The following is a 21,818-nucleotide window of genomic DNA, read 5'->3' on the forward strand; positions in this document are numbered from 1 at the left end:
TCTATGATTTAACACAGTAGAATGTTAATGTTATACATCATAAAAAAAAGTAATGATAGAGAAATCTACCATTACTTTTAGAAGTCGGTTATTTCTCGATCAGTAGCTCCCCGTCTCTTGTACGAGAGTGTATTTCTTATTCAAAAATACACCAATACTTAAAGTCTGACACTCTAAGTACTTCGGCATTCAACCCTTTCACACATGGTCATTGTTGTCATCCTCCCACGTGTTACTGATGCTCAATGCTCCTCTACCTCATCGATTGATAAGGCCATATATTCAATTTCGCACAAAAATTACTATACCACGCTCATTTATTCTTGTAAATCCCTATATGGAATCGAAATATCTGGTGAATTTCCACCACCTTGATTATAAAATTCCGGCACCTCTCCTTGTATAACTCCAATCGATACTGGGACATGCGTTTCCACTGTTGTCGTTTTAGTCGCAAACGGAATAACAACTTGAACGTTAGCTTGAATAAAAATATCTAACTCAATCAATGCATTATTGATCCCGTATTCCGTTACTCTTCGCTCAACATCTGATTGCACGTCACCAATAATTCGAAAATTCACTGGTACTTGTGGCCCTAAGTTAGCCAATAACGCATTATTCGTTGCTTGACCAATTGGAATGCGTACAATAGCTCGGTGGTCCTCTACTGTATCTTCTTCTAAAACAACATCATGCTCTAAATCAAAATCCAAAGACTCTTCCGGTGTTATTTCACCCCGTTCAATTCTTTTTAAGAAATTTTGAACTCGAAACGTTGTATTACGTAGGACTCGGTTAATGACAACACTATTCCAATTCATTGATACAATATTTCCCGAATCATCTGTTTCAATATCTAATATCTCATCAGCTTCCAAATCATCGACAATCCGGCGGCTTACCGCTTCATTAATAGCTTCTCTCGCAAATTGATTCGTTTTAGTTTCTGCCATTTCGATCAAAGTGGGTTCGATCCCTCGATTAATCAACCACACAGATAAGAGGGTTGCTATAATGAACACTACAACGGTCATCATGAATATTTGCCCGAATGTCTTCGGTTTTCTCTTCGATCGTCGTATACCTCTGATTCGACGCAAGCCACCACCCCCTCTAATTAATTTATGCACAAAAGTTAGAGGGAATGTGCTTCCTTTATGAAGAGGTTAATGATAATAAGGCGTGCTTTCCTATCATGCCTTCATACCACCCATATTTCTCCTGAGCTGAAGTCGTTACTTTCTGTAATGGGGCATGAATTAATGCATCAACAGTACGAACACCCACTGCCCTTGCTGCAATAATTTCTCGATCTTTTAAATAATCGTTAAACAAATCAATATCTAATGCTCCGCACATGATATATCCAATATCATTCGAGATAATCAGTAAATTCGTTTTTGGCAGAGCCACATGTGTATACGTAAAAGGTTGATCATCAATCCAAATCGGTTCCACATGAATCAATGCCATCGACCTCCTTTTGTATACAATATGTCTTAAAACAAAAAGAAGTGTCTGTCTAACTTTTATACATTAGACAGACACTTGGTTAAGACATCACGCAAAAACTCTGGCATATAGTATTGTTTGTCATCCACTTCTGAAATCGATGGAATAAGCCATGGAAATGAGAATGTGTCAGCTGTTGCTAGTGTGTATTTTTTGTCAGGATCAACACGTTCTCCTGCTATACTGATCGTTTCTAGCAACTGACCATCTGCTCTATAGTGCAAGGTGACTTGGGAGTATACCATCTTCCCTAAGATTTCACCACGGAAGCCTAAGCCCTTAAGTTCATGGTTTTTAAAACGATCAGATTCAAATAATCTTACCGTTTCGATTAATTCCTGTCCCGTTAATGTCATTTTGCATGGATTCATCGGATGAGGACAACTTTCATGAATATGCTTTTTCGTAACAGGTCCTGATTCAAAGCCAGATAATAAAACACCTGAGTTAAGTGCTGCGACATCCGCATTCGTCCAGTTTCTTAATTCTTCAACGAATCTTTCCATAAGCTTCGTTGACTGGAACCAATCAATCGGATAGGGCTCAGAAAGGGATGTCACGACCTGATCTAAATATTGATTTGCTTGGTCATTCCATGCCTGAATTTGTTGTATGGTATCCTCATCTTGAGCATCTGAAATCGGTATGGCCTCGCCGGCTAAAGAAGTCACCTGTCCCATTTGATGATCAAAAGCAATATTAATATAGCCGTAGTGATAACCTTGCTTACCTACAGCATTAATGATCGTTCCGTGTTCTACTCTACCTTGATCAATTAAATGGTGGGTATGACCTCCAATAATAACATCGATCGGATATTGCTCAGCCATTTTTTCATCTTCATATAAACCTAGATGGGACAAAACAACCACTATGTCACATTGATGACGTAGCTCAGGTATGTAATGCTCTAAAATCATTTTAGGATCATCGACTGACCATCCTAATAATTCATAGAACTTACGAAATGGAGCTGTCACGCCCAGTATGCCAACTTTAGCACCTTGCTTTGACTTGATGATTTGATAGGGTTTTAACCATTCAGGTGCTTCCCGATTTTGAGGGTGCACATTAGCACAGGCCACTGCAAATGAAGCATCATCATACAAATAATATAAACGATCATTAGATAATGTGATGCCTTCATTATTTCCAAATGTAACGACATCATAGCCTGCTTCACTTAGCAATGAAACATTTGATTGACCCAGTGTCGCCTCCGTAATGGGATGTACACGGTCTAAATGGTCACCATTATCAAGTAATAAACTCGTTTCATCTTCTAACTCATGAATACCCCGATATTTTTTAATGCCAGCCATGATGTTCGGCCAATTATCGAAATAACTATGCAAATCACTCGTGAAATATATATGAATCTGTTCTTGCATACAGTGACGTCTCCTTCATCTACCAAGGTTACTGATATATATAGTTTAACACTAACTCGCTTTTCTTATATAGATTGAATAATTAATCTTATGCCGATTATAATCATGATAAAACGTAATATCCATTCAATTGTTTGACCGTTCAATCGTTGATTCACAACAGCTCCTAAATAACCACCTAACCATGATCCTGGTATACTCATGAGTGTGTATAGCCACATGACATGCCCTGCCGATATATGAGCAATTGAAGATGTGAAACTTGAGAAAAAAATCATAAACATAGACGTTGGCGCTGCAATATGAGCTGGAAAACCAAATAATAAAATCATGGCCGGAACCATTAAGGAACCCCCACCAACGCCAAACAAACCTGACATCATCCCTACAAAAAAGGCAATAAAAATACCTAAAACAGCATTATAGGAATAAGTGGTTGCGTGATCTGATAATTCAAATGTACGAACCACTCGAAGTCGCCCATCTTTCACTGTAGGTGCATGACTTTCCTTAATAAGCATCTTTTTCACAAAAAACATCGCTGTTACAAGAAGCATTAATAGTCCAAAATATAACTGAAATGTATCAACTGCTACAAATTGATTCACATAAACGCCTGTTAAGGCACCTGGGATACTACCACTTAAAAATAACGTACCACTAAACACATCTACCCGTTGACGTTTTAAGAAAGTTAATGTTGAAGAAAGACCTGTAAAGATCATCACAATTAATGACATCGCGACAACATTTTGTGGTGTTACCCAAGAGAATGCTTCAGAGAAGGTAGCTAAAAATAATAATACAGGCACAAATATGACACCACCGCCTAAACCAGCGATACTGCCAACAAAAGCACTTAACAAACCAATGATAAACATGATGGTTAATACCATTATCATCATCCCATCTTAAAATTTCCACATACGGTTCTATCATAGCATAATTTTATAAGGATTGATGACTACAATTGTTGTGAAACCCTTATTTGTGTTCCTTTCTTATAAAGCCCCTTGCAAATGTTTAAAAGAATTGAAAGAATAGTGATAGACAACATATAGGAGTGGACGTTATGAAGAAATTCGTTGGCAGTCGTGTGATTAAAACAGGACTAGCTATATTTATAACGGCGTTAATTTGTGATTATCTCGGCTGGCCCCCTGTTTTTGCAGTCATCACGGCAATCGTCACCATCGAGCCAACCGTATCTCAATCAATTAAAAAAGGTTTTGTCCGTTTTCCAGCATCTGCGGTGGGTTCTTTTTATGCGGTGTTATTTATCACCTTATTCGGTCATTCACCATTAACATATGCTTTGGCTGCCGTTTTCACTATTGTAACAACATATCGCTTGAAATTATATTCAGGATTACTCGTTGCGACATTAACATCTGTTGCCATGATCGATGTGATACACGCCAATGTCATTATGTCATTCTTTATCCGTTTAGGGACAACCACTATCGGATTGGTCGTTTCAACACTAATCAACTTATTTATATTACCACCTGACTACTCCAGTAATATTAAACAAAGGCTAAATAAAGTGGCTGAACAAACTGGAAGTGCTGTTGAACAGATTTTTCATCGCTATTTAATCAATCATATTGATCAATATCATTGTCAGCTAACATTGGATGGTTTAACAGAAGAAGTACAAAATATTGAGTCATTAATTGAGTATCAAAAGGATGAAGCGAAATACCATCCCTTAACAACAGATGAACGAGATGAGTTAAAGCTAGTAGAACGACAACTAATCAGGATTAAACTCATGATTTATCACATGGATAATATTTTGAATACGCCTTTAACTCAATTAGATTTACCAGAAGAAGAAAGTGATATGATCTTAGAATCCGTACAAGAACTCGCTTATTCCATGAAAGAAAACACATACTTTGACTTAGAAACTCACCGGAAAAAAGTGAAACAATTAATGGCCCTATATTGGAAAGATAGTGATGAGCTCAGTGAGCATAAGGAAGATTATACAACAACCTTCCCTGCTGAAATCATCGCTTTGTATGAATTAGTATCGATTTTTTATTTAGTCGAAAATTATTATAGTCAAAAACCTAAAATGAAATAGCTCTTTTATCTGTTTAATTAAAATTGTTATGAACAAACGTCACCCCCTATGTCAGTATATGATATAGGGGGTAATGTTTGTTTCAATATTATTCTTCATAAATTATTGGATGATTCGGTGTGCTATGAACTGATTACGCAGTTAATTTCTCACATTCATCTGCACATTTATGGCAAGCTTCAGCACATCTCTGGCAGTGATCATGCTCATGCTTAGCACATTCATCACCACATTCACGACAAATCTTCGCACATAATTGAGCAATCTCATTCACAAATGGTGTATCGCGTGTTAACGCTTGTTCAAAATAAGCACAAATGTCTGCACATTCACGGTCTAAGCGAATACATCTCGCCATATCTTGCATATGATCTTCCTGTAAACAGGATGTGAAGCAATGGTTACATGCTTCCATACACTCATGTAAAGCATCAATCACACTTGCATACTTCTCATGACTCATCATAAAACCTCCTATAGATTTAGTTATCATATATATAACCGTATCATTCGATATTTAAACAGGTTTTATGATTATTTTATCCAAAAGAACCTAGTTGAACTCTCTTTGATAATCCTGAATGCTTTACTAAGAAGCATGATGTAAAACGAACTCGCTCAGAAAATATCCTTTTCTGTTTAGAACTGAAAATCGCCATCCTTCATTAGCAAGTCTTCAGTTCCGTCTTTTTTAGTGCCTACTACTTTCATATCTTCTGTACCAAACGTTACATTCACTAACAAAAGTGACGTGTTTAGGCCTGATGCTTCCAACTCTTCCTCGGATCGATTAATACCATTTTGAATATTGGATCGGGATGCATTTCCGATTCCAATGTGACAGGACGTATTTTCGTCAAACAAGGTATTGTAAAAAAGAGTATCTGTTTGAGCCAAAGGGGTTTTATTAGATACCAAGGCAATTTCACCAAGATAATGTGAACCTTCATCTGTTTCGATGATATTTTGTAACACTTCCTGTCCCTTCTCGGCATAATAGTCTGTAATCCGTCCATCTTTAAAATTTAGATAAAAGTGATCTATAACCTTTCCCTCATAGATAAGGGGCTTAGTACCAACTAATTTGCCATTCACCTTATTTTTATGAGGTGCAGTAAATATTTCTTCTGTAGGAATGTTCGGAAAGAAAGGTATTCCATTTTGATCTATGACACTTCCACCGATATAAAGATGGTTTTCAGGTAGACCAACTAATAAATCAGTTCCAAGGCTATTGGTAAAATGCAGGGCTTCAAATTGATCCTCGTTTAGCTTTTTTATCCGAGATTCTAATGATCTATTGTGACTCTCCCAATCTTCAATAGGATCTTTCCCATCTGCCCGTGACCCTTTTAAAATTAACTTCCATAACGAACGGACAGCTTCTTCTTCACTTAGATCGAGAAACACTTTAGATGCCCATTCAATGGACGGGACAGCTAGAAGGCACCAGCGCACCTCATGAGATCTAATTTTCTCATAATGATGACTCAATTTAGTACGGGATGCTTTTTGGAAACGGCTTATCCTTTCTGGAGAAACATCCTTAAATGCACCTAACTTTTCAGAAATAATATGGATGTATGCAGCGCCCGCATCGTTCCATTCTTTAAATCGTGTTGCCTGCCAATCAGGAAAGTGATCGATGGCGGAATCTGTTGCATTTAAATAGAATTCTTTGGTCGACTGTTCGTCTGTCCAATCGATTATTACCTTTGAAGCTCCTGCCTCGTAAGCTACTGTTTGGATTAGACGTGCAAATGTAGCATTTTGTATATCACTATGTATAATCAATAATTGATTTTTTTGTAGATTAACACCAGCCCGAAAACCCAGTTCTGCATACTTTTTTAACCGGGATTCATCAATAAATTCATATATTCCTTTATCCATTCCATATCTCTCCTATAAACAAATTGCATAATTTCACTACAAAATCCTATGGTATGTCATGTTGTGATACAAATACACCCAGCTCCTTTGTTATGTTGTTATAAAACAAGGATAACAAATAAGTAGTTTGCGTGCTTTTTTTGTCTCATCAAACCGCCAACGGCTACGCTTCCAACTTGTGTCTCTCCCCAACAAATAATTTAGAGCCAAAAAATAAACCCTTGATTTAATTTTCATTAAATCAAGGGTTAGTATTATTAACCGATTGAGCCTTCCATTTCGAATTTAATCAAACGGTTCATCTCAACGGCATATTCCATTGGTAGTTCTTTCGTGAATGGCTCGATGAAGCCCATGACGATCATTTCTGTTGCTTCTTCTTCAGAAATACCGCGGCTCATCAAGTAGAATAACTGCTCTTCAGATACTTTCGATACTTTCGCTTCGTGCTCAAGAGAAATGTTCTCGTTTAGCACTTCGTTGTATGGGATCGTATCTGATGTTGATTCATTATCCATAATGAGCGTGTCACATTCGATATTCGAACGTGCACCTTCTGCTTTCTTACCGAAGTGAACAATACCACGATACGTTACTTTACCACCTTGTTTTGAAATCGACTTCGATACGATCGTCGATGACGTATTTGGTGCTAAGTGGTGCATTTTCGCACCCGCATCTTGGTGCTGTCCTTTACCAGCAAGCGCGATTGATAATGTGTTACCACGTGCGCCTTCACCTTTTAGAAGGACAGAAGGGTATTTCATTGTTAACTTAGAACCTAAGTTACCGTCTACCCATTCCATTGTCGCGTTCGCATCAGCAGAAGCACGTTTTGTAACTAAGTTATAAACGTTGTTCGCCCAGTTTTGGATTGTTGTATAACGGCAATACGCATCTTTCTTAACGAAGATTTCAACAATCGCACTGTGTAATGAGTTCGTTGTATAAACAGGTGCTGTACAACCTTCTACATAGTGAACTGATGCGCCTTCATCTACGATGATTAACGTACGCTCAAACTGTCCCATATTCTCTGAGTTAATACGGAAGTACGCCTGTAGTGGCGTTTCAACTTTCGTATTCTTCGGTACATAAATGAATGAGCCACCAGACCATACAGCTGAGTTAAGGGCTGCGAATTTGTTGTCAGACGGTGGAATCACACTACCAAAATATTCACGGAATAACTCTTCGTTTTCTTTAAGCGCTGTATCCGTGTCTTTGAAAACAACGCCCATTTCTTCAAGTTCTTTTTCCATGTTGTGATAAACAACCTCAGATTCATACTGAGCAGATACACCAGCTAAATACTTCTGCTCTGCTTCAGGGATTCCAAGACGGTCAAACGTTTGTTTAATCTCTTCTGGAACTTCATCCCATGAGCGTTCTGTTTGGTCAGACGGTTTAACGTAATACGTGATTTCGTCAAAGTCTAACTCATTTAAGTCGCCACCCCATTGTGGCATAGGCTTTTTATGAAATTGTTCGTAAGCTTTTAAGCGATACTCTAACATCCATTCCGGCTCTTCCTTTTGGCGTGAAATTTCACGCACAACGTTTTCTGTAAGGCCACGTTCGGTACGGAAAATAGAAACGTCCTTATCATGAAATCCGTACTTGTAATCACCAATTTCAGGTGCTTGTTTAGCCATACTTTCACCCTCCTTCAAAGATTTTGTAAAGACTTAAATCGCCCTTATGATTCTTCCTTTTCAACGCCTTGCTCCATTGCTTTCCAAGCTAACGTCGCACATTTAATGCGCGCCGGGAACTTTGCAACACCTTGCAATGCTTGAATATCACCAAGTTCATCAAGGTTAAATTCATAACCTTCCATATCTTCACCTAGCATCATATCTGAAAACATTTGCGACATTTTCAAAGCGTCTTCAACTGTTTGACCGACAATTACTTGTGTCATCATCGAAGCAGAGGAAAGGCTAATTGAACAACCTTCTCCTTCAAACTTCGCATCCTGAACAACACCGTTTTCGATCTTAAGTTGTAAATCAATTCGGTCACCACAAGTCGGGTTATTTAATTCTACAGATAAGTGGTCACCTTCAATTTGGCCTCTGTTTCTTGGATTTTTATAGTGATCCATAATCACTTGTCTATATAGTGTATCGAGATTGTTAAAAGACATCTCCGAAAAACTCCTTCGCTTTCTTCAGTCCCTCGACAAATACATCGACGTCTTGCTTCGTATTATACAGATAGAAACTTGCTCGTGCTGTAGCCACAACATTCAACTCTTTCATTAGTGGCTGTGCACAATGGTGGCCAGCTCTTACAGCTACACCAATTGAATCCAGCGCTGTAGCCAAGTCATGCGGATGAACATCGTCTAAATTGAATGTGACAAGTCCTGCGCGTTCCTGAGGTCCGTAAATCGTAATCCCGTCAATTGTATTCATCTGTTCTAATGCATATTGTACCAGTTCATGCTCATGCTTTTCAATTTGTGACATTCCAACTGATTCTAAGTAATCAATTGCTGCCCCTAATCCAATCGCACCAGCAATGATTGGTGTTCCGCCTTCAAACTTCCACGGCAACTCTTTCCAAGTTGAATCGTATAAGTTTACGAAGTCGATCATTTCTCCACCAAATTCAACAGGTTCCATATCATTCAATAAGGACTGCTTACCATACAATACGCCAACTCCTGTTGGGCCGACCATTTTATGAGCACTGAAAGCGTAGAAGTCAACATTTAAATCTTGCACATCGACTCGCATATGAGGAACACTTTGAGCACCATCAACAACTGTGACTGCATCATAACGGTGAGCTATTTCTGTCACTTCTTTAATCGGATTGATTGTCCCTAATACGTTTGATACATGCGCCATCGCAACAATTTTTGTCTTATCCGAAATCATGGACTCAACATCAGACAATAAAATCGTTCCATCTTCTTGTAACGGCAAATAAGTTAATGTTGCACCTGTTGCCTTAGCCGCTTGTTGCCATGGGATCAAATTACTGTGATGTTCCATTTTGGTTAACAGAATTTCATCACCTTCTGATAAATTAGCACGAGCATAGCTGTAAGCCACAGTGTTAATTGCTGTTGTCGTTCCACGAGTGAATATGACTTCTTTAGTAGAAGGTGCGTTAATAAAGTCTTTTACTTTTTTACGTGCACCTTCATAACCATCAGTTGCATAAGAACCTAACGTATGCACACCACGATGAACGTTTGAGTTGTATTGTTTGTAATAATTGTCTACTGCGTCAATCACTTGCTGCGGCTTTTGAGATGTTGCAGCACTGTCTAAATAAACGAGTGGATGATCATTGACGTGTTGATCTAGAATCGGAAAATCACGACGAACATGATCTAAAATCGCCATTAGTATACTTTCCCTTCGATCACTTCACGCAATTGAGATTGAACAGTTTCAATCGGAATCTCACGCACAACAGGTGCTAAGAAGCCATGAATGACTAGACGTTCAGCTTCTTGTTGACTAATACCACGACTCATCAAGTAGTATAGTTGAATTGGATCAACACGACCTACTGACGCTGCGTGACCTGCTGTTACATCATCTTCATCAATTAAAAGAATTGGGTTTGCGTCACCGCGAGAACCTTCTGAAAGCATGAGCACACGTGATTCTTGCTCAGCATTTGCTTTCGTCGCGCCATTTTCAACTTTACCAATACCATTAAAGATAGATGCTGAGTTATCTTTCATAACACCATGTTGTAAGATATAGCCTTCTGAAGCTTGGCCCCAGTGGCGAATATTAGCTGTGAAGTCTTGTTTTTGATTGCCACGTCCTACACTAACTGCTTTAGCATGTGATAAAGAATTATCACCAACTAAGTTAGTCACGTTCTCAGAAAGCGTATGACCATCATTCATTTGACCTAATGCCCACTCTAATGTTGCATCACGTTCAACATGACCGCGACGGTTAACATATGATGTGGTTCCTTGAGCAAAGTTATCAACTGCGCCATAAGAAACTTTAGCGCCGTCTAACGCAAATACTTCACTTACAATATTTGCAACGGTTTCTGTTTCATCATTATTAGACACATAGTTTTCAACGTATGTCACTTGGCTATGCTGGTCAGCAACAAGTAATACGTGATTGAATAAGGCTGCGTGATCATCTTCTTGCCAGAATATGACTTGAATTGGTTCTTCAATCACAACATTCTTTGGTACGTATAAGAAGATACCACTGTTCATGAGTGCTGCATGGCGAGCTGTTAATTTGTTTTCATCAACTGAAACGCCATCTTGCATGAAGTATTTCTGTACTAAATCACCATGTTCGTGCATAGCTGTGAAAATGTCTTCGAAAATAACGCCTTTTTCTTTTAACTCATCTGATAATTTCGCATAAGCGACGTTGTTATTACGAACAACAATCAGATTACGTTCTTCGACATGATCACCTAATAGCACACTAATTTTTTCTGGAAGTTCATCGAAACTTTTAATATCAGCGCCTGAAACATCATGTTCAAAGTCTGTGAAATTCCAGTTTTTAATACGTGTTTTTTCAGGGTTTGGCATTGGTAAGTCATCTGCCAAATCAATTGCTTTTTGTCTTATATCTTTAAACCAGTCTGGTTCATTACGTTTACCAGAATAATTAGCTACATATTCCTTGTCATAAGGTAATTGTGTATCGACTGCCATTCGTTACCCTCCTATCGTATTACGCTTCTTGGCCAACTGTTTCGTCATCGATGCCTAGTTCTTCTTTAATCCAGTCATAACCTTCAGATTCTAGACGGTGAGCTAGCTCTGGACCACCTGACTTCACAATACGACCTTGCATCATAACGTGTACATGATCTGGTGTAATGTAATCAAGTAGACGCTGGTAGTGAGTGATGATTAAGCAACCAAAGTTATCGCTACGCATTTCGTTGATTCCTTTTGAAACAACTTTAAGTGCGTCAATGTCTAGACCTGAGTCAATCTCATCTAAGATTGCAATAGCTGGTTGTAACATCATTAATTGTAAGATTTCGTTACGCTTTTTCTCACCACCTGAGAAGCCTTCGTTAAGGTAACGTTGTGCCATATTTTTATCGATTTCTAATGTATCTAACTTACTGTCCATTTCTTTAATGAACTGCATAAGTGGAATTTCATCGCCTTCTTCGCGCTGAGAATTAATTGAAGAACGTAAGAAGTCAGATGTTGTTACACCACTGATTTCACTTGGGTATTGCATTGCTAAGAATAGACCAGCTTGTGCACGTTCGTCTACTTCCATTTCTAGTACGTCTTCACCATCTAAATAAATTTCACCTTTTGTGATTTCGTATTTAGGGTGTCCCATAACTGCACTTGCTAGTGTTGATTTACCTGTTCCGTTTGGTCCCATGACCGCGTGGAATTCGCCGCCTTTAATAGTAAGGTTTACACCTTTTAAAATTTCTTCACCCTCAATTTCAACGTGAAGATCTTTGATTTCTAAAGTTGATCCTGCCATTTGAATACCTCCAGTTCATTATTTCGAGTCTGGTCATTCTCAATTTATTCTCATTGTTAGTTTATAACATTTCTAAATTATTATCAACTCTCACATATAGAATAACCATATAAACACTCACTCTATCATTATAATAAAAAACAATTACTTTTTAAACGTATAGCTATTTTATAGCTATGTTAAAGTATAATGTTGATTTTCAAATGACGTAGCACTGAGTTGTTGAGTTGTGAGGAGCGAAGGTGGCGACTCCTGCGGGAATAGCACGAGTCTCGAGACCCCACAGGAAGCGATTTCCTTCCGAGGAGGCTCGAGCCGTGCCCGCGGAAAGCGTCCACCGATAGCGGATCACAATATCAACAACGGACTTTAATAGAGCCATTTTGATAAAAATCTTTAACTAAACTAAAAATAAAAACCCCCACCTTCGATTTATGTAAGGTGGGGTGCACTAAAGGGTTATTTTGTTATTTCAATCTTACTTTAATTAATATTTTAGCGGTGAATCATGCGATCCACATCAGATATCATTTTCTGTGATTGTTGATATTCTTGTTCACGACGACGTTCCACAGCCAGTTGGTTTTCTAATTTACGGCTGTACTCTTCATAACCTATTCCGTGTGACTGTTGCATCGCTTTCTCCATATCACTTGTGTAATTCAAATCACTCTGTAAAATGACTAAATCATCCTTTCAATTTGTTTACGTTATTAATCATAACACGCTCACTTAGAAAGCAAAAATAGCATTTATCCCCAATATAATACGTAAATAAGAGTGTGAACACATCTGTTATGTTCACACTCTTATCTTTTAATAAATCGTATTAATAGCTTATTAATAAAGCCAAATGCTCAAAATTTGCTTTTTTATTCACTTACAGGTACAACCGCTCCATTGTATTCTTCTTCCATAAAGGATTGAATTTCATCAGAACGTAGCACTTCTACAAGTGTCTGTAATGCTTCAGAATTTTTATCTTCAGAACGGGCCGCAATGACGTTAACATACGGCGCGTCTGTATCTTCAATGATTAAAGAATCTTCAGTTGGATTTAGATCGCCTTCAATCGCATAATTCGTGTTAATTGCTACTAAAGCATCTTCTTCTCGCTTATAGTTTTCAACTAAGAAGCCTGCTTCAATGCTTGCATCAAAGTTTAAATTCTTAGGATTTTCGACGACATCGTCGATTTCTGCTTTATCAGGGTCAACTTCTGGATCAATTTTTATTAAATCATGTTTTTGTAATAATGAAAGAATTCGTCCATGGTCAGCAACTGAACGACTCATGATGACGTCAGTTCCTTCTTCTACATTGCTAATATCATCAATATTTTTAGAATAAATTCCCATCGGCTCAATATGAATGCCACCAAGATTTACGAAATCATAACCTGCTTGTTCTTTTTGATCCTCTAAATAAGGAATGTGCTGAAAGTAGTTCGCGTCTAATGTCCCATCTGCTAACGCTTCGTTCGGTAATATATAGTCTTGGAATGTTTCAATTGTTAATTCAATACCTTCTTCTTCAAGAAGTGGTTTCGCTTCTTCTAAGACTTCTGTGTGTGGCACTGGTGTAGCACCAACTGTTAATTCAACCGGTCCATCACTGTCACCACTTCCGCCACCTTCAGCTTCTCCTGTTCCACAAGCTGCTAATACGGCTACTAATAATAATGACGTTACAAATAAAATACCTTTTTTCATGATAAAACTCCCCTTTAATTTTTTATTTTATATCATAACGAGTAGAACACTCATTAATTACCGATGATCAATTCGTTTCGAGATCCAATCACCAACAAATTGGAAAATGAAGACAATGATAACTATAAAGATAGTAGACGCTAGCACGACGTCAGTATTACGTCGTTGGAATCCTTCCATGTAAGCAAGATCCCCTAAGCCTCCAGCACCAATCACACCAGCCATGGCGGTATAACTGATTAACGCAATTGCTGTAACGGTGATGCCAGAAATAAGCGCTGGCATAGATTCTGGAAGCAACACTTTGAAAATAATCGTTCGTGTTTTAGCTCCCATTGCTTTGGCCGCTTCAATCACACCTTTATCGACTTCTTTTAAACCAATCTCAACAAGCCGTGCATAGAACGGTGCTGAACCAACAATTAGTGCTGGTAATGCGGCATTCGGCCCACGAATCGTACCAATTAAAAAGTCCGTGAACGGAAATAAGAGTAATATTAAAATGATAAACGGAATCGCACGAGATACGTTCACGATGATTGCGACAATTGAATTCAATGGTTTGTTTTCCCATAGATTCCCTTTATTCGTTAAATAAAGCAATAACCCTAGTAGGATTCCTAGAATAAATGTGCCTAATACTGAAATAAATGTCATATATAAGGTCTCATAAGTAGCAACCCACATCTTATCCATTTCGACGTTTGGAAATATATTAGTCAACATAATCGATCACCTCAATTCCCACGCCAGTTGTCTCAACGTAATTCATCACGTCTTCAATCGTTTCTGGCTCTCCTTGAAATTCAACATAAAGTGTGCCATAAGCACCTTCTTGAGTCGGTGAGATCGACCCTTGTAAGATATTAACGTTAATATCAAATTGCTTCGACACATCGCTGATTAATGCCCGTTTCGCATTATGCCCAACAAAGTGTAACTTCACTACTTTGGAACGATCATCTGATGTAATAAAGTCCTTTAACTCTTCCACTGACCCTTCTTGAGGATTTAATTGTTGAACAAATCGCTTCGTCGTTTTCGATTGCGGGTTCATAAAGACATCTAAAACATCACCCTGTTCAACCACATGTCCTTGCTCCATCACGGCTACACGATGACAAATCTTTTGAATGACATGCATCTCATGCGTAATGAGAATAATCGTTAAATCGAGCTTTTCATTAATCGAAACGAGTAATTCTAAAATGTCATCCGTTGTCTCAGGATCGAGAGCTGATGTGGCTTCATCACATAACAATACTTTCGGGTCGTTCGCAAGTGACCTAGCAATCCCTACACGTTGCTTCTGACCACCACTTAATTGAGAAGGATAAGAATTTTCACGTCCTTTAAGCCCCACTAATTCGATGAGCTCAAGCACTTTTTCTTCACGATCAGCCTTTGGCACACCTGCTATTTCTAATGGAAATGCAATATTCTCAAAAACCGTTCGTGACCATAGTAAGTTAAAATGTTGAAAAATCATCCCGATTTTCTGCCGTTCAAGACGTAATTGCGCCTTACTGAGATCCGTCATATCTTGACCATTTAAAATAATTTCACCATCTGTCGGATCTTCTAGGCGATTGATTAATCGGACAAATGTACTCTTTCCTGCACCGCTATAACCAATCACCCCGTATATATCACCTTTTTCAATATCGATGGATACATCATCAACGGCTTGTACGGTTTGATCTTTTGTTTTAAAGGTTTTAGACAAATTATTGATCTTTATCACAGTTATGACCTCCTTGCTGCCAAAATAAAAAACCTTTCTGCTCCAATAAGAGAACAGAAAGGTTTGACGAATTAACCAATTGTTCTCTTATCTTTCAAAGCAAAATATGCTTTGAAGGAATTAGCACCTATCATGCCTCATACATGACGGTTGCTGGGTTTCGCAGGGCCTGTCCCTCCACCTCTCTTGATAAGAGATTTTAATGCATTATTCTTTTTATACGTTAATCTGTTAATGTGTTAATCACAAAAAAACTTTCTTGTAAGAACAAGAAAGAGGTTTACTCGATCTTATCTTACAATGCTTTCACATTGCAGGAATTAGCACCAATCATGTACGCTACATGACGGTTGCCGGGCTTCACAGGGCCTTTCCCTCCGCCTCTCTGGATAAGAAGTTTGTTATTCAACTTGCGATAAATTGTATGTTAGCATAGGAATAGATAATCGTCAAATACAACTTCAAAGAAAATTTCAATAAAAGGATGATGAAGATGAAAGCACCAACATTTGAATTGCCTTATTTAGATAACCCTGATCAAACGTTTAACCTTAGTGATGTAATAGGTGAAAAAGTGATCGTTCTCACTTTTTGGGCATCATGGTGTCCAGACTGTGCACGCGACTTGCCGAAAAAAGAACAGTTTTATAAGACGATGCGGCATAATAATATTGAAATGATGACAATCAATGTAACTGGCCGCGAACGTGATATGTCTGAAGCGCATAAATTCCAAGAACAATTTTTAACTCAGCCAGTCCTACAGGATCGTGGTCGAGAAATTTACGATTTATATCAAGGTGATGGTGTCCCGACAACCATTGTGATCGATTTAGATGGTAATATTGTCGGTCACTTCGGCGATAAAGACGACTTTGTTGAAGTCATTAAAATCATTGGCGATTACTTCCCAGCTCAATAAATCATTAAAAGCCCCGAACTTATCAGGTGAGTTCGGGGCTTTTAACGTTTAAGCTTTTATAGTTTTATTTTAATTTGATGTTGAGTTATAATCTCTTAGTTGTTGAATTGTGAGTAGCGTTGGTGTCGACATTAGTCTTCTGGGTCGTCGATGTTATAGTGCGTGTCTCGAGACCCCGCTGTGATACAGTGATACAGCGAAAAAGGCGCATGATACAGCGCAATTGGCGCTCTATACAGCGAAATCTCTCCATTATACAGCGAAACCATCGCTTGATACAGCGAAACCCCAACACATACAGCGAAACTAAACTATACACCGATAGCGGATCACAATTTCAACAACGGACTTTATCAAAGTTTATTGAATAACAATAACAGTTTTACGTTTGTTGCGTCTCTTCTTTAACTAAATAAGGTCCCATCTCTTTCAATAAATACGGTACAGAATTAAACGTATAAAGTCGCTCAACCGCTTCACCTTGTTTTACCACAAGCAAACAAGGCACACTTGTTATATTAAACTCTTGCATAAATTCTGGTGCAAGCGTCGCATTTAATTCATAAAACTTCTCATCTTCTAACGTATCTTCAATATAACGCAACATCCGTTTAGCCACTTTACACGTGCCACAAAATGGACTATTCACAAATAACAAATGATGCTGCTTTTTATTAACGATAAACTGGGCCTGTTTGCCATTTACTTCTTGCATAATTTATGACCCCTTTAAGTATTTTACCTTAACTTTAAAATTAGCTGCTTGTAAAATAGAGGCTACCACATGTTCAGGTGTATCTTCAACTTGACGGTACTGAGTTTCCGTAAATAAATTCTCTGCATGAGATAACTCTTGATTCAACTGCTTCCGTAATTTCCGGCCAGGTTCATCTTCATCGGTAAAAATATAAACTTCTCGGTCTAATAAATCATAGTTTTCAATCAGTTCATCTAAAGCGTAAACGCCAATCGTACCAAACGTACAAAGAATATCTTCTTCTTGCTCTAAGACGCGCTTGAGTTTATAACGATCTTGTTTACCTTCTACAATAATTAAACGAGATAATGATTCCATCTTATTCACCTAAATTTGTTCTGAGTTAGAAAAGACTGATCTCGTGATGAAGATCAGTCTTTAAAACGATTTATTTAATTATTCATCATCTACCATTTGTTGATAAGCATCAGCATCCATAAGCTTGTCCAAGTCCGTTTTATCTGATACTTCAACAACAACCATCCACGCTTGATCATGTGGTGATTCGTTGACTAGTTCTGGACTATCTTCTAGCTCTTCATTGACTTCAACCACTTTACCAGAAACAGGTGCGTATAATTCTGAAACTGTTTTAACTGATTCAACACTGCCAAATGGTTGATCTAATGTTAGTTCATCGCCTTCTTCTGGTAATTCAACGAATACAATATCGCCAAGCTCATCTTGGGCGAATTCTGTAATACCAATGCGTACACGGCCACCTTCATCTTTCACCCATTCGTGTTCTTCTGAATATAAATATTCTTTCGGTAAACTCATGCGATCCCCTCCAAAATTTCAAAATCATAATTTTATCATACAATAAAGTTAACTATTATGCATTAACAAGTTATGAATTCCACGTTTCATCAAATGTATCTTCATTAAACCCGACTGTGACTTGTTGACCATCTGTTACAATTGGTCGTTTAATCAACATGCCATCTGACGCTAATAACTCAATTTGTTCGTCTTCAGACATGGATGGTAAACGTTCTTTCAAATTAAGCTCGCGATATTTCTTACCTGAGGTGTTGAAAAATTTCTTAGTTGGTAAGTCACTACGTTCAATAACCTGTTTTAATTCTGTTTGATTTGGTGGATTGTCCACAATATGTACTGAATCGTACTCCAGGTTATGTTCATCTAACCATTTAAGTGCTTTTCGGCATGTACCACATTTAGGATACTGATAGACCGTTAAACTCATGTGATTCCCCTCCTTAATCATTCTCATACATTTTAACATGAACAGTTATTAAAATTGATAATTTTGCATAAGCAATCCGCATGGTCATGACCATGCGGATTAGCTTGAACAAACTAATTATACAACGTATTTCTCTTCTTCAACTAATTGTGAGGCAATTTCACGTTTCTTCGCAATCACATTCACATGGTCACGACGCGTTAATTTGCGTAAAGCAGAAAGCATCATGCGAAGGTTATCGCCTTCTTCTACAGCAATTAACGTTTCTTTTGCGTGTGCTTCAATGTCATTCAATGTTTCTTCGACAAAAACTTGCGTGTATAGAAGTTTTTGACGAGCTTGGGCTTCACCATCTTTTTCAATTGCTTTTTCAGTACGTAGCACAGCAGACTCCATATTATAAATATCTGCTGCAATATCAGCAATATTAGACAGTAACTCTTGCTCATTTTCTAGTTTATCTTGATATTTCTGAGCCGCAATTCCAGCAGCTAATAAACCAATCTTCTTCGCATTACCGACAAGATATTTCTCTTGAGCTAATGCTTCATCACCTGGCGTTTCAGGCATCATTGACATTAACTCATTTTGTAAATTCGTTGCTTTTTCTAGTAATGGAAGTTCACCTTTCATCGCTTTCTTCATGAACGTTCCAGGTACGATCATGCGGTTGATTTCATTTGTACCTTCGAAAATACGATTGATACGTGAATCACGATAAATGCGCTCCACTTCATATTCTTGCATAAAGCCGTAACCACCGTGAATCTGTACCGCTTCATCGGCTGCGAAATCAAGTAGTTCAGTTGCCGTATATTTATTCATGGAACATTCGATCGCGTATTCTGCAATCCCTTTCGCAACTTCTGACCCGTCATTTAACTCTTCTTTTGATAACTGACCGAGTCGAGATTCGAATAAACCAACTGTACGGTAAACTGCACTTTCATTGGCATAAGTTTTCGTTGCGACACTTGCTAATTTTTCTTGAATTAGTGGGAAGCTTGAAATTGGTGTTTGGAACTGTTTACGTTCGTTCGCATAACTTGCCGCTAGCTCGAGTGCGCGTTTTGCACTACCAACACCACCGATTGCTAGTTTATAACGACCGACGTTTAAAATATTAAACGCAATCACATGACCGCGACCAATTTCGCCTAAAACGTTTTCGACTGGTACTTCAGCATCTTCTAATACTAATGTACGCGTTGAAGATGATTTGATCCCCATCTTCTTCTCTTCTGGTCCAGTTGAAACACCTGGGAAGTCACGTTCGATAATAAAGGCTGTGAAGTGTTCACCATCAATCTTTGCATAGACAACGAAAACGTCAGCAAAAGCTGAGTTCGTAATCCACTGCTTTTCACCATTCAATACATAGTGAGTACCCGCTTCATTTAATTTAGCTGTAGTCTTCGCACCTAACGCATCAGAACCAGAACCAGGCTCAGTTAACGCATAAGCAGCAATTTTTTCGCCTGTCGCTAATGATGGCAAATACTTTTGCTTTTGCTCATGATTTCCGAAGAAAACGATTGGCAGTGAACCAATTCCAACGTGGGCACCATGAGTAATTGAGAAACCACCAGCTAGTGACATTTTTTCTGTTACGAGTGATGACGTGATTTTATCAAGTTCTAACCCGCCATATTCTTCAGGGACATCAATGCCTAGTAAACCAAGTTCCCCTGCTTTTTCAAGTAGTTTAACAGACTTATCAAATTCATGATTTTCTAAGTCATCTAGTACTGGCCATACATCATTTTTAATATAATCTTCTGTCGTTTTCGCAATCATTTTGTGCTCATCAGTGAAATCTTCAGGTGTTAAGACGTCTTTCGGCTCAACATCCTCGACTAAAAATGATCCACCTTTAAATACCTTTTCTTCTATCATAATAAATCCTCCCCGATTCTAGAATTATAGTAATTCAAACACACCAGCAGCACCCATGCCGCCACCAATACACATGGTACAGACGCCATATTTCACGTCACGGCGTTTCATTTCGTGAATAAGTGATAAGGTTAGTTTCGTACCCGTACAACCAAGTGGGTGTCCAAGCGCAATAGCCCCACCATTAACGTTCACGATGTCTTCATCTAAACCTAATTCACGGCAAACTTGCAGTGCTTGTGACGCAAAGGCTTCATTTAATTCATACAAGCCAATGTCATCCATCGTTAAACCAGCTAATTCTACCGCTTTAGGAATTGCCTTAACAGGACCAACACCCATGACTTCTGGTTCAACACCTGCGACTGTAAACGAATGGAATTTCGCCATTGGTTCTAAGCCTTCTTGTTCAGCTTTTTCCCGGTCCATGACAAGCACAGAAGCTGCACCATCACTCATTTGTGAGGCGTTACCTGCAGTCACAGATCCTTTAACATTAAAGGCTGGTTTTAAATTAGCTAAACTCTCGACACTCGTGTCTGGACGGACACCTTCATCTTGTGAAACAGTAAAAGTACGTTCTTGGACTGTGTTATCCGCTCCAACTGAACGATCCACAACGTCAACAGGAACTATTTCGTCATCAAACTTACCTTCTTTAAGGGCTTGAGCAGCACGTTCATGACTACGTGCAGCAAATGCGTCCTGTTCTTCTCGTGTTACACCATAACGATTGGCTACCTCTTCAGCAGTATGCCCCATATTCATATAATATTCTGGTGCTTCATCAACTAAAGTCGGGTTCGGACGAATAACATTTCCACCCATTGGGATCATCGACATCGATTCAGCTCCACCAGCAACAATCGTATCGGCATACCCAAGCATGATTCGCTCTGCTGCGTATGCAATACTTTGTAGACCTGAAGAACAATAACGATTGATCGTAATACCAGGAACATCATGGTCTAGACCTGCTAACCCAGCAATTTGTCTCGCCATATTCATACCTTGTTCTGCTTCTGGCATTGCACATCCAATAATGACATCGTCAATTTTTCCATCGTAATTATTAGCTCGTTTTAAAGTTTCTTTAACTGTTGTTGCGGCTAAATCATCTGGGCGCGTATGCGCAAATGAGCCTTTATTTGCTTTTCCGACAGGTGTTCTTGCACCTGATACAATAACTGCTTCTCTCACAATAGAACCTCC

General features: G+C 38.5%; 23 protein-coding genes and 3 riboswitches. Of the genes, 2 read left to right on the forward strand and 21 right to left on the reverse strand.

The features are described 5' to 3' along the window. Positions 1-95 precede the first annotated feature (95 nt). Positions 96-264: riboswitch (Lysine riboswitch) on the reverse strand. A gap of 53 nt (positions 265-317) precedes the next feature. The 4 genes from yunB to ACKXGF_RS10925 all read right to left on the reverse strand — a co-directional run bounded on the left by yunB (position 318) and on the right by ACKXGF_RS10925 (position 3,802). Further along, complete coding sequence (gene yunB / locus ACKXGF_RS10910) at positions 318-1,103, reverse strand: sporulation protein YunB (RefSeq protein WP_411953752.1); 786 nt, start codon at positions 1,101-1,103, stop codon at positions 318-320. Between the two features lie 55 nt (positions 1,104-1,158). Further along, a complete protein-coding gene (locus tag ACKXGF_RS10915; protein ID WP_306976060.1) occupies positions 1,159-1,470 on the reverse strand; it encodes a YunC family protein in 312 nt (103 codons plus the stop codon). Between the two features lie 62 nt (positions 1,471-1,532). Continuing rightward, positions 1,533-2,906 carry a bifunctional metallophosphatase/5'-nucleotidase gene (locus ACKXGF_RS10920; RefSeq protein WP_411953753.1) on the reverse strand — a complete coding sequence of 458 codons (1,374 nt, stop codon included), beginning with the start codon at positions 2,904-2,906 and terminating at the stop codon, positions 1,533-1,535. A gap of 65 nt (positions 2,907-2,971) precedes the next feature. Then, complete coding sequence (locus ACKXGF_RS10925) at positions 2,972-3,802, reverse strand: sulfite exporter TauE/SafE family protein (RefSeq protein WP_411953754.1); 831 nt, start codon at positions 3,800-3,802, stop codon at positions 2,972-2,974. Between the two features lie 176 nt (positions 3,803-3,978). Between ACKXGF_RS10925 and ACKXGF_RS10930 the strand changes: the two genes are divergently transcribed. Then, positions 3,979-4,998, forward strand: a complete 1,020-nt coding sequence (locus tag ACKXGF_RS10930) for an aromatic acid exporter family protein (protein ID WP_411953755.1) — start codon at positions 3,979-3,981, stop codon at positions 4,996-4,998. A 133-nt stretch (positions 4,999-5,131) separates the two neighbouring features. On the opposite strand, the gene ACKXGF_RS10935 is transcribed toward ACKXGF_RS10930, so the two are convergent. The 11 genes from ACKXGF_RS10935 to ACKXGF_RS10985 all read right to left on the reverse strand — a co-directional run bounded on the left by ACKXGF_RS10935 (position 5,132) and on the right by ACKXGF_RS10985 (position 15,821). Beyond that, positions 5,132-5,461 (reverse strand): four-helix bundle copper-binding protein, encoded by a 330-nt coding sequence (locus ACKXGF_RS10935; RefSeq protein ID WP_411953756.1) that lies wholly within the window; start codon positions 5,459-5,461, stop codon positions 5,132-5,134. Positions 5,462-5,637: 176 nt separating this feature from the next. Further along, positions 5,638-6,891: an aminopeptidase gene (locus tag ACKXGF_RS10940; protein WP_411953757.1), complete on the reverse strand. Its 1,254-nt coding sequence runs from the start codon at positions 6,889-6,891 to the stop codon at positions 5,638-5,640. Between the two features lie 257 nt (positions 6,892-7,148). After that, entirely contained in the window at positions 7,149-8,546 is a 1,398-nt protein-coding gene (gene sufB / locus ACKXGF_RS10945; RefSeq protein ID WP_411953758.1) for a Fe-S cluster assembly protein SufB, read from the reverse strand. Positions 8,547-8,590: 44 nt separating this feature from the next. Then, positions 8,591-9,040 (reverse strand): Fe-S cluster assembly sulfur transfer protein SufU, encoded by a 450-nt coding sequence (gene sufU / locus ACKXGF_RS10950; protein ID WP_411953759.1) that lies wholly within the window; start codon positions 9,038-9,040, stop codon positions 8,591-8,593. Next, positions 9,030-10,253, reverse strand: coding sequence for a cysteine desulfurase (locus ACKXGF_RS10955; protein WP_411953760.1), 1,224 nt, complete (start codon positions 10,251-10,253; stop codon positions 9,030-9,032). The genes sufU and ACKXGF_RS10955 overlap by 11 nt, the downstream gene beginning before the upstream one ends. Further along, a complete protein-coding gene (gene sufD, locus ACKXGF_RS10960; RefSeq protein ID WP_411953761.1) occupies positions 10,253-11,560 on the reverse strand; it encodes a Fe-S cluster assembly protein SufD in 1,308 nt (435 codons plus the stop codon). Before sufD ends, ACKXGF_RS10955 begins: the two co-directional genes overlap by 1 nt. A gap of 19 nt (positions 11,561-11,579) precedes the next feature. After that, positions 11,580-12,365, reverse strand: a complete 786-nt coding sequence (gene sufC / locus ACKXGF_RS10965) for a Fe-S cluster assembly ATPase SufC (RefSeq protein ID WP_411953762.1) — start codon at positions 12,363-12,365, stop codon at positions 11,580-11,582. 495 nt (positions 12,366-12,860) lie between these two features. Then, positions 12,861-13,001, reverse strand: a complete 141-nt coding sequence (locus ACKXGF_RS10970) for a hypothetical protein (RefSeq protein WP_167262234.1) — start codon at positions 12,999-13,001, stop codon at positions 12,861-12,863. A gap of 236 nt (positions 13,002-13,237) precedes the next feature. Further along, a complete protein-coding gene (locus tag ACKXGF_RS10975; RefSeq protein WP_411953763.1) occupies positions 13,238-14,077 on the reverse strand; it encodes a MetQ/NlpA family ABC transporter substrate-binding protein in 840 nt (279 codons plus the stop codon). Positions 14,078-14,134: 57 nt separating this feature from the next. Further along, positions 14,135-14,803, reverse strand: coding sequence for a methionine ABC transporter permease (locus tag ACKXGF_RS10980; protein WP_411953764.1), 669 nt, complete (start codon positions 14,801-14,803; stop codon positions 14,135-14,137). Next, the gene (locus ACKXGF_RS10985) at positions 14,793-15,821 is read right to left on the reverse strand and encodes a methionine ABC transporter ATP-binding protein (protein WP_411953765.1); all 1,029 of its coding nucleotides are present in this window, start codon (positions 15,819-15,821) and stop codon (positions 14,793-14,795) included. Before ACKXGF_RS10985 ends, ACKXGF_RS10980 begins: the two co-directional genes overlap by 11 nt. Before the next feature lie 84 nt (positions 15,822-15,905). After that, a riboswitch (SAM riboswitch) is annotated at positions 15,906-16,017 on the reverse strand. Between the two features lie 91 nt (positions 16,018-16,108). Next, positions 16,109-16,217, reverse strand: a riboswitch (SAM riboswitch). Between the two features lie 97 nt (positions 16,218-16,314). Here ACKXGF_RS10985 and ACKXGF_RS10990 point away from each other — a divergent pair. Beyond that, entirely contained in the window at positions 16,315-16,743 is a 429-nt protein-coding gene (locus tag ACKXGF_RS10990; RefSeq protein WP_411953766.1) for a TlpA family protein disulfide reductase, read from the forward strand. Between the two features lie 382 nt (positions 16,744-17,125). Here the strand turns inward: ACKXGF_RS10990 and ACKXGF_RS10995 are convergent, their stop codons facing one another. The 6 genes from ACKXGF_RS10995 to ACKXGF_RS11020 all read right to left on the reverse strand — a co-directional run bounded on the left by ACKXGF_RS10995 (position 17,126) and on the right by ACKXGF_RS11020 (position 21,806). Then, complete coding sequence (locus ACKXGF_RS10995) at positions 17,126-17,458, reverse strand: thioredoxin family protein (RefSeq protein WP_411953767.1); 333 nt, start codon at positions 17,456-17,458, stop codon at positions 17,126-17,128. Between the two features lie 3 nt (positions 17,459-17,461). After that, positions 17,462-17,818 (reverse strand): toprim domain-containing protein, encoded by a 357-nt coding sequence (locus ACKXGF_RS11000; RefSeq protein WP_411953768.1) that lies wholly within the window; start codon positions 17,816-17,818, stop codon positions 17,462-17,464. Between the two features lie 78 nt (positions 17,819-17,896). Further along, positions 17,897-18,280 (reverse strand): glycine cleavage system protein GcvH, encoded by a 384-nt coding sequence (gene gcvH, locus ACKXGF_RS11005; RefSeq protein ID WP_167262311.1) that lies wholly within the window; start codon positions 18,278-18,280, stop codon positions 17,897-17,899. A gap of 70 nt (positions 18,281-18,350) precedes the next feature. Further along, positions 18,351-18,710 carry an arsenate reductase family protein gene (locus ACKXGF_RS11010; RefSeq protein ID WP_411953769.1) on the reverse strand — a complete coding sequence of 120 codons (360 nt, stop codon included), beginning with the start codon at positions 18,708-18,710 and terminating at the stop codon, positions 18,351-18,353. 117 nt (positions 18,711-18,827) lie between these two features. After that, the gene (locus ACKXGF_RS11015; RefSeq protein ID WP_411953770.1) at positions 18,828-20,606 is read right to left on the reverse strand and encodes an acyl-CoA dehydrogenase family protein; all 1,779 of its coding nucleotides are present in this window, start codon (positions 20,604-20,606) and stop codon (positions 18,828-18,830) included. 24 nt (positions 20,607-20,630) lie between these two features. Further along, positions 20,631-21,806 carry an acetyl-CoA C-acetyltransferase gene (locus ACKXGF_RS11020; RefSeq protein ID WP_411953771.1) on the reverse strand — a complete coding sequence of 392 codons (1,176 nt, stop codon included), beginning with the start codon at positions 21,804-21,806 and terminating at the stop codon, positions 20,631-20,633. Between the last annotated feature and the right edge of the window lie 12 nt (positions 21,807-21,818).

It is taken from the genome of Alkalibacillus sp. S2W (assembly GCF_046764385.1).
GTDB lineage: Bacteria > Bacillota > Bacilli > Bacillales > Alkalibacillaceae > Alkalibacillus > Alkalibacillus almallahensis.